This window comes from Marinomonas sp. ABL3_031, from assembly GCF_056161265.1.
On the sequence record NZ_JBSWYU010000026.1, the window covers coordinates 1 to 7,927 of the forward strand.

The 7,927-nt window shown below is 43.7% G+C and carries 7 protein-coding genes; 3 read left to right on the forward strand and 4 right to left on the reverse strand.

Features of this window, described 5'->3' with window-relative positions; genetic code table 11:
- Positions 1–116 precede the first annotated feature (116 nt).
- From wrbA to ACXAH2_RS17035, 4 genes are all read right to left on the reverse strand, one after another.
- Positions 117–725: an NAD(P)H:quinone oxidoreductase gene (gene wrbA, locus ACXAH2_RS17020; RefSeq protein ID WP_475080147.1), complete on the reverse strand. Its 609-nt coding sequence runs from the start codon at positions 723–725 to the stop codon at positions 117–119.
- Positions 722–1,066 carry an arsenate reductase (glutaredoxin) gene (arsC, locus tag ACXAH2_RS17025; protein WP_475080148.1) on the reverse strand — a complete coding sequence of 115 codons (345 nt, stop codon included), beginning with the start codon at positions 1,064–1,066 and terminating at the stop codon, positions 722–724. Before arsC ends, wrbA begins: the two co-directional genes overlap by 4 nt.
- A 61-nt stretch (positions 1,067–1,127) precedes the next feature.
- On the reverse strand, positions 1,128–2,855 hold the full coding sequence (locus tag ACXAH2_RS17030) for a proline--tRNA ligase (RefSeq protein WP_475080150.1): 1,728 nt from the start codon (positions 2,853–2,855) through the stop codon (positions 1,128–1,130).
- Between the two features lie 39 nt (positions 2,856–2,894).
- Positions 2,895–3,764, reverse strand: coding sequence for an SMP-30/gluconolactonase/LRE family protein (locus ACXAH2_RS17035; RefSeq protein ID WP_475080151.1), 870 nt, complete (start codon positions 3,762–3,764; stop codon positions 2,895–2,897).
- An 85-nt stretch (positions 3,765–3,849) separates the two neighbouring features.
- On the opposite strand from ACXAH2_RS17035, the gene ACXAH2_RS17040 reads away from it, so the two are divergent.
- The 3 genes from ACXAH2_RS17040 to ACXAH2_RS17050 all read left to right on the forward strand — a co-directional run bounded on the left by ACXAH2_RS17040 (position 3,850) and on the right by ACXAH2_RS17050 (position 7,690).
- Entirely contained in the window at positions 3,850–4,293 is a 444-nt protein-coding gene (locus ACXAH2_RS17040) for an HIT domain-containing protein (RefSeq protein ID WP_475080152.1), read from the forward strand.
- Between the two features lie 57 nt (positions 4,294–4,350).
- The gene (locus ACXAH2_RS17045; RefSeq protein WP_475080153.1) at positions 4,351–6,027 is read left to right on the forward strand and encodes a DUF2786 domain-containing protein; all 1,677 of its coding nucleotides are present in this window, start codon (positions 4,351–4,353) and stop codon (positions 6,025–6,027) included.
- 145 nt (positions 6,028–6,172) lie between these two features.
- Positions 6,173–7,690, forward strand: a complete 1,518-nt coding sequence (locus ACXAH2_RS17050; RefSeq protein WP_475080155.1) for a fumarate hydratase — start codon at positions 6,173–6,175, stop codon at positions 7,688–7,690.
- The last annotated feature ends 237 nt before the right edge of the window (positions 7,691–7,927 follow it).

Here is a 7,927-nt window from a genome sequence, read left to right on the forward strand (position 1 = left end):
GCTTAGCTAAAGACAGTTTAAATTCTCTGTGATATTTGGACATAAAAAGACCCCCAGTAATTGGAATGTCCAACTATTGGGGGTCAGTTCATTTTAAAGCGGTGCTTTTTATTGTGTTAGTGCTTGAGCTTAAGTGCTATCTTGGCAAGGCGCTCGCCTTGTGCCTCACAAAGGGCTTTTTCTTCCGAGGTTAGGGTGCTTTCTTGTGTGCTGCTGGCCAAATGGCTAGCGCCGTATGGTGTGCCACCGCTGGTGGTGCTGATCAGTTCTTTGTTTTTGTAAGGCAGGCCAAGCCAAATCATGCCGTGATGAATGAGTGGCGTGATCATGCTGTGCAAGCATTGTTCTTGTCCACCGTGCATAGTGCTGGCACTAGTAAAGCCGCAAGCCGGTTTGTCTATCAATTGCCCTGTCATCCATAAGGTCGAGGTTTGATCGATGAAGTGTTTAAGTGGTGCTGCCATGCTGCCAAAGTAGGATGGCGACCCCAGAGCTAAACCGGTACATTCACTTAATTCCTCTAGGGTGCAATAGGGTGCGCCTTCTTTTGGGAGTGCGGCTTCACTCGCTTCGGTATTGCTTGATACGTTTGGCACTTGACGTATTTTGGCTTCCATCCCTGCTACTTTATTTACGCCACGGGCAATGTGTTTCGCCATTTCAGCAATAGAGCCATGTCGACTGTAAAACAAGATCAAAACATAAGGTGTGGCGCTGGCATTCATGCGAAGAGTTCCAGTACATTTTCGGGTGGTCGGCCTAATTTAGCCTTGCCGTTATGAACAACGATAGGGCGCTCAATCAAGCTTGGATTTTTAAGCATAGCCTGGATACGCTCATCATCTGAGCTTTCTTTGTTCAAGCCGAGCTCTTTGTATACCGATTCTTTGGTGCGCATCAGATCAATTGGTTGAACGTTTAGCTGAGTGAGTAGTTGTTCAAGTTCGCTCTTGCTCAAAAGGTCTTTTTGGTAGAGTCGTATTTCAGCTTGAATGCCGTTTTCTTCTAGTAGAGCCAAGGTTTGGCGAGATTTTGAACAGCGTGGGTTGTGGTAAATGGTGGTCATGTTTGTATCACTTGTTCTGTTTGAAAGAAAAACGCCACTCAGAAGAATGGCGTTGCTTTGGTTATTTCTTTATGGACAGTATGAAGTCGCAAGCTTGATCAATGGCGACGTCTTGGTTCTCGCCTTGAATACGGTTTTTGTACTCAAGCGTGTTGTTCGCCAAGCCTTTGTCGCCAACGACAAAGCGATGAGGAATGCCAAGCAATTCGCAATCCGCAAATTTAACCCCCGGGCGCTCTTTGCGGTCATCAAGAAGCACATCTAGGCCCTTGGCTGTTAGCTCTTTATAGAGCGTTTCGCAAGCTTCGCGAACGGCTTCAGATTTGTCGTAATTCATGGCAACAATAGCCACATCAAAAGGGGCGATGCTTTCTGGCCACAAAATGCCTTTATCATCAAAATTTTGTTCGATAGCAGCCGCGACGATACGAGATACGCCAATACCGTAACAGCCCATGTGCATAATTTGTGCTTTGCCGTTTTCATCAAGAACGCTAGCGTTCAGGGCTTGAGCATATTGTTGCCCTAGTTGGAAGATATGGCCAACTTCGATGCCGCGCTTTATTATGATAGTACCTTGTCCATCGGGAGAAGGATCACCTTCTACCACATTACGCAAATCGGCTACTTCAAATTCAGGGCAATCGCGTTCCCAATTGATACCGGTAAAGTGATAATCGTTTTTGTTGGCTCCTGCGCAGAAATCAGACATAACGGCCGCTGAGCGATCAGCGATAATGCGAATGCCTTTTTCTTTTAAACCTTGTGGTCCGATAGAACCTGGCGCACAGCCAATTTTGTTGATGATGTCAGTTTCGCTAGCAAATTCGAATGGCGAAACAATACCCTCTAGCTTTTCAACTTTTAATTCGTTTATGTTGTGATCGCCGCGCAGAACAAGAGCCACAATGGTTTCTTGTTCATTCTCATCCATGCCTTTTACTAGCATGGTTTTAACTGTTTTGGTGACATCTAGCTTCAAAAAATCAGCCACTTTCTGAATGGTTTTACAATCTGGCGTATAGACTTCTTCCAGTGATTCTGTTCCAGGGTCAGCTTTTTCCTTCAAGCAAATGGCTTCAGCAAGCTCAACGTTGGCGGCGAAGTCTGAGCTGTCGCTAAAAGCGATGTCATCTTCCCCTGAGTCTGCCAATACGTGGAACTCATGGGAGTAAGCGCCACCTATGCTACCGGTATCGGCACGTACTGGACGATAGTCTAATCCGATGCGATCAAATACGTTGCAATACGCCTGGTGCATTACATCATAGGTTTCTTGTAGGGATTCAGAATTAACGTGGAATGAGTAAGCGTCTTTCATACTGAATTCACGTGAGCGCATCACGCCAAAGCGTGGGCGAACTTCGTCACGGAATTTGTTCTGAATCTGAAAGAAGTTGATAGGTAGTTGCTTGTAGCTGGTTAATTCGTTACGAGCCAATTCAGTGATCACTTCTTCATGCGTTGGGCCAACACAGTAGTCACGATCATGGCGGTCCTTAAGGCGCAATAATTCTGGACCATATTTTTGCCAGCGGCCAGATTCTTGCCATAGTTCAGCGGGTTGTACGCCTGGCATGATAACTTCCAGTGCACCGGCTTTTTGCATTTCGTCACGGACAATGCTTTCAACTTTGCGAAATACTTTCACGCCAGTAGGAAGCCAGGTGTAGAGACCTTTGGATATTTGACGAATCATACCTGCACGCACCATTAATTGGTGGCTGGTTACGACTGCATCGGTTGGGGCATCACGTAAAGTAGAGAATAAATAGTTGCTTGCGCGCATAGTATGTATGTTCTTTATATAATCGATAATGAAATGAAATTAGCCTGCAAATCGCGGCTCAATTTGTCCTTTAACAGACGTTTCTAGTGTAAAAATGCCACCTGCATGAGGAAATTGTTGTAATTCTTCATCGCTCTGTGCCGCTCGACAAGTGCTCACGAAGAGGGTTGTCATGTCAGGGCCGCCAAAGGCAACCATGGTTGGGTATAGTGCGGGGACAGGGTATTCGGCAAGTATCTCACCGTCTGGACTTATTTTAACAACTCTTTGGCCTTGATATAAAGCGGACCAGTAATTTCCTTCCGCATCCACTGCAGCACCATCGGGACGGCCGTTACCATGAGGGAAACGAATGAATTCACGCTTATTGGTAGCTTCTCCTGTCTTTATGTTGTAATCAAATTGGTAAACAACATGGTTGGGTGTGTCTGAGTAGTACATGATGCTGTTATCAGGTGAAAAGGCTAGGCCATTTGATGTCCAAGCAGCTTGGTCAAGGATACGTTGTTGACCTTGGCTGAATTGATGTAAAGCGCCCTTAAAAGCATCTTTGGGTGAATACATGGTGCCAGCTAAGAAGCGACCTTTGGCATCACATCGTCCATCATTAAAGCGAGTGGTTTGTTGGTCATAATCAGCCAGCCAATAGGTTTCTAACTCAGCATCAAAATCTTTGAAGGTGTAAACCCCAGAGCGGAAAGCGGCGATAAAGCCATTGTTTTGTGTTAGCGAAAAACAACCGATTTCTTCGTCGAATTTACGTTGCTTTAGGCTTTTAGATTGTGTGTCGTAGGCGTATAGTACAAAGGAATCAATATCAACAAAATAAAGAGTTTGAGTGCGTTCATCCCAACGTGGGCATTCTGCTAATTTTGCTTGTGCATTAATCGCACACTGCATATCAGTCATGGAAGCTCCGAGTCACCGAGTGTTTTTAAAAATAGGGTGCTATAGTGCTTATGATTGGCTTTATTGTAAATAGGAAGATGTAAAGATGTTTCAGTTAGATCCTGTGCTGCAACGAGATTCCGTATTGGTGGGTTATTTTTCTTTGTGTGAATTGAGGTTGATTAATGACGCTCAATTCCCTTGGTTTATTTTAGTGCCAAGGCGCAAAGGCATATCCGAAATGTATCAATTGGTTGAGGAGGATCGTCAGACATTAATGGCAGAAAGTTGCCTCCTAGCGGAAACCTTACATGATGCTTTTACCGCCACTAAATTAAATGTTGCCGCCCTAGGTAATCAAGTTTCGCAACTGCATCTTCATCATATTGTGCGTTATGACACAGATTCTTGTTGGCCTGGGCCTATTTGGGGGAAATTTCCTGCCGTTCCTTATTCCAAGGAAAAGTTGGCTGAGATTTTGCAGAAGGTACAAGTATTACTAAATGATGATTTGCAATTACCCAGTGATGATGCCGAGTTGTATTATTAAATGATGCTGTTCCATTAAAACCTTAGAAGTGACCTTGCCTGACCGGGATTTTGCTTTATGAGTACACGCAGAAGAAAAAAAGCCATACAGAAGTTAGTTAAGTTGTTAAATCTTGCTACTTCTAGTAACGCCAGTGAGTCTAATCTTGCCCTTCGTCATGCGGAGTCTCTGATCAGACAATATTCTATTGCTCAGCGTGAGCTGCCTATATTGCAGCTGTGCGACTCTTCTATGTTGTACCGTGTAAGTTGGGGAGGGAGCTCTCCAAAATATGCGAAAGATGCAGTACATAAAAAGTCATCTTCGGCGGATTCTGTGTACAAACGTCGTTTCAGTGAGAAAAACAAAAACGTTGATCCTAATCGTGCTTATGAGTCAGCTCGAACCATTTTAGATGATATTGCAGAAATGGATCAAAAGTTGACAGAAGCAGCTCATCAAGAAATAGACGGTTTTGATAGAGAGCCTGTTCTTGAACGAGAGCCTATTATCAGTGATGAGGCCATTATGGATGAGCAAACATCTAACCATGATCAAAATATTGATGAAGAGGTGATTGAGCCAATGGCTTCAGAAGACTTTATGGACAGTGAGCAAGAGTCTAAAAATGGTTTTGATGATGCTGACTCCGTCTCACATAACAATTTGAATGATAATGTTATTGATGCTGCCCAAGCTTTTCGTCCGGCTTCATCCGATTTTGGTGAAACGTTAAAAACGCAATATTCCACCAGTGATCCGAGTGTGCCATTTGCTGAGGATGCTTATTGGTCAAAGGTGTATGAAAAATTAGCCGATTTTGATGAGGCTAAGGTGCAATCAGAAATTGATGATTTGCATACTCAATTGTCATTGGCCCGGGAGAATCTTCAACTTAAAAAGCAAAAACGACACGAGCATGAGCAAGAAGAGATTGTTGAGCGTTCTGAGCGTGCTCGAATTGAGTTGAGTTTTGAAAAAGCCATAGAGCGTGCGTTTCAGGCGCGAGCAAAATCTTATGAAGCCTGGGAAGCCAGCTGTAATAAGATTCGTATGGATCGTTTGCGTGATGAACAAGAGGCGATTCAGGGTTTTGAATTGGTCAGTAAGGCGTTAGAACAAAATAAAGAGGCTTTTCAGCAGCATATCCAGCGCAAAGAAGACTACCGAGCAGCGAAGATAATGCACGAATTGCGACGTCAACTCATGTTGGCGGTGTCCTCTGGTGAAGAGGCGGGCGAATCTTATGAAAAAGTTATTGAGATCATGGAAGAGAATGGTCTTTCTTTGAAGGACTTGGAGTTTTCAGACATTAAAAATAAGAGTCTTTTTATTCGTTTGTTGGAGCGTGAGTCTGCTCAAATCACAGATGTGCAGGCAAGGGAAAGTTATACCGAAGAAATGTTGGATAAGTTTTTAACTTCTGGTCATGCTAAGAAAGATTCTAAAGTGAATGAAAATCCAATTCAGCAAATTCAGCGGCTTTTGCTTGCTGCCAGTGAGGGGAGTCAATTTGAAACGCAAAAGAATCTTGAGCAAGTTTTGTATTTAATGGATGTCAATGAAGTTGGTGTTCGAGATATCGGTTATGAGTTTATCAAGAAATATTCTGTTTTTATTCGTCTAATTAATTGGGAAGCTGAGCGCATTGCTTCGCTGCCTGAGCGTGAACAATTCACGGCTAAAATTCTGGAAGAATACATTCAGCATTCTGTGCAAAAACCGAATGCTTCACAGGAGCAAAAGCTGAAATAAAAATCATTCTTGCAATATACCTCTTATTCATCATAAGAATAAGGGGTATATGTCATTAATTCCCCGTCTAAACCTTTCTTTGCTGATCAGCATCTTTTACCATTTCGATCTTTGATTCATTCATAATACTCAGCAGGAGAGAAGCATGAGCATTATTAAAGAAGACGATTTGATTGATAGCGTTGCTGATGCGCTGCAATTTATCTCTTATTATCACCCGCTGGATTTTGTTAATGCGGTTCATGAAGCTTACGAGCGTGAAGAGAGTCAAGCGGCGAAAGACGCAATGGCGCAAATTCTAATTAACTCTCGCATGTGTGCTGAAGGTAAGCGTCCAATTTGTCAGGACACTGGTATTGTGACCGTTTTTGTAAAAGTCGGCATGAACGTTCAGTGGGAAACAACTAAGAGTGTCACCGATATGATTAATGAGGGTGTACGTCGTGCCTACCTTCATCCAGATAATGTTTTGCGTGCTTCCATTCTTGATGATCCTGCTGGTGCTCGTAAGAATACCAAGGATAACACTCCTGCTGTTATTCATATGGAAGTGGTGCCAGGAGATACCGTTGAAGTTCATGTGGCTGCTAAAGGCGGTGGCTCGGAAAATAAATCTAAATTAGCCATGTTGAATCCATCTGATGACATTGTTGAATGGGTTAAGAAAACCGTGCCAACTATGGGGGCGGGTTGGTGTCCGCCAGGCATGTTGGGTATAGGTATTGGCGGTACCGCAGAGAAGGCTATGGTAATGGCAAAAGAATCTTTGATGGAACCGATTGATATCCACGAGCTAAAAGAGCGTGGTCCACAAAATCGAGTTGAAGAGTTGCGTCTAGCGATTTTTGAGGCGGTCAATAATCTTGGTATTGGTGCTCAGGGCTTAGGTGGTTTAACGACGGTTCTTGATGTCAAGATTATGGATTACCCGACTCATGCTGCGTCTTTGCCTGTGGCTATGATTCCAAACTGTGCGGCAACTCGTCATGCGCATTTTGTATTGGATGGTTCTGGTCCTGCTGATCTTGTTCCACCCTCTTTAGATGATTGGCCGGAGATTACTTGGGAAGTAGGGGATAGTGTTCGTCGCGTAAATCTCGATGAAATTACCCCAGAGCAAGTGAAAGAATGGCAGCCGGGTGAGACAGTTCTTCTTAATGGTAAAATGTTAACGGGTCGTGATGCTGCTCATAAGAAAATGGTTGAAATGATGGCCAATGGTGAAGAATTGCCAGTAGATCTTAAAGGGCGATTCATCTACTACGTTGGCCCTGTTGATCCCGTTAAAGAGGAGGCGGTAGGTCCTGCTGGTCCAACGACATCGACTCGTATGGATAAGTTTACTCACACTATGCTTGAGAAAACCGGATTGCTTGGCATGATAGGTAAAGCAGAGCGTGGCCCTGTTGCAATTGAAGCCATCAAAGAGTTTGGTGCTGTTTACCTGATGGCGGTTGGTGGCGCAGCTTATCTTGTTTCTAAGGCGATCAAGAAAGCCGAAGTGGTTGCTTTCCCGGAATTAGGGATGGAAGCCATTTATGAGTTTGAAGTGGTCGATATGCCGGTAACCGTTGCTGTTGATGCACAAGGCACGTCAGTGCACATCACAGGTCCTGCGGAGTGGAAAGCTAAGATCGAAGCTCAGGCTATTGAGATTAAATAAAAAACACTTTATTTAATAAGTTTAACAAGCAATTTGGTTAACTCATTGAAATGCCGTTAATTATAAAATTAACGGCATTTTTGTTGTAAAAAATGCTTGCATCTCAAATAGAAAGTCGTATTATACACGACCTCGCCACGATACAGTGGCAACGCTCTTTAAAATAGATAATCAGATAATTTGTGTGGGCGCTCGCTGGGGCTTCAAAAAGAACTTGAAGTCTCATGAGAGTCTAAC

Excerpts from the sequence above, each read along its gene's own strand:
- ACXAH2_RS17030 (WP_475080150.1), bottom strand. The coding sequence starts at position 2,855 with ATGCGCGCAAGCAACTATTTATTCTCTACTTTACGTGATGCCCCAACC.
- ACXAH2_RS17050 (WP_475080155.1), top strand. The coding sequence starts at position 6,173 with ATGAGCATTATTAAAGAAGACGATTTGATTGATAGCGTTGCTGATGCG.
- arsC (WP_475080148.1), bottom strand. The coding sequence starts at position 1,066 with ATGACCACCATTTACCACAACCCACGCTGTTCAAAATCTCGCCAAACC.
- ACXAH2_RS17035 (WP_475080151.1), bottom strand. The coding sequence starts at position 3,764 with ATGACTGATATGCAGTGTGCGATTAATGCACAAGCAAAATTAGCAGAA.
- ACXAH2_RS17045 (WP_475080153.1), top strand. The coding sequence starts at position 4,351 with ATGAGTACACGCAGAAGAAAAAAAGCCATACAGAAGTTAGTTAAGTTG.
- wrbA (WP_475080147.1), bottom strand. The coding sequence starts at position 725 with ATGAATGCCAGCGCCACACCTTATGTTTTGATCTTGTTTTACAGTCGA.
- ACXAH2_RS17040 (WP_475080152.1), top strand. The coding sequence starts at position 3,850 with ATGTTTCAGTTAGATCCTGTGCTGCAACGAGATTCCGTATTGGTGGGT.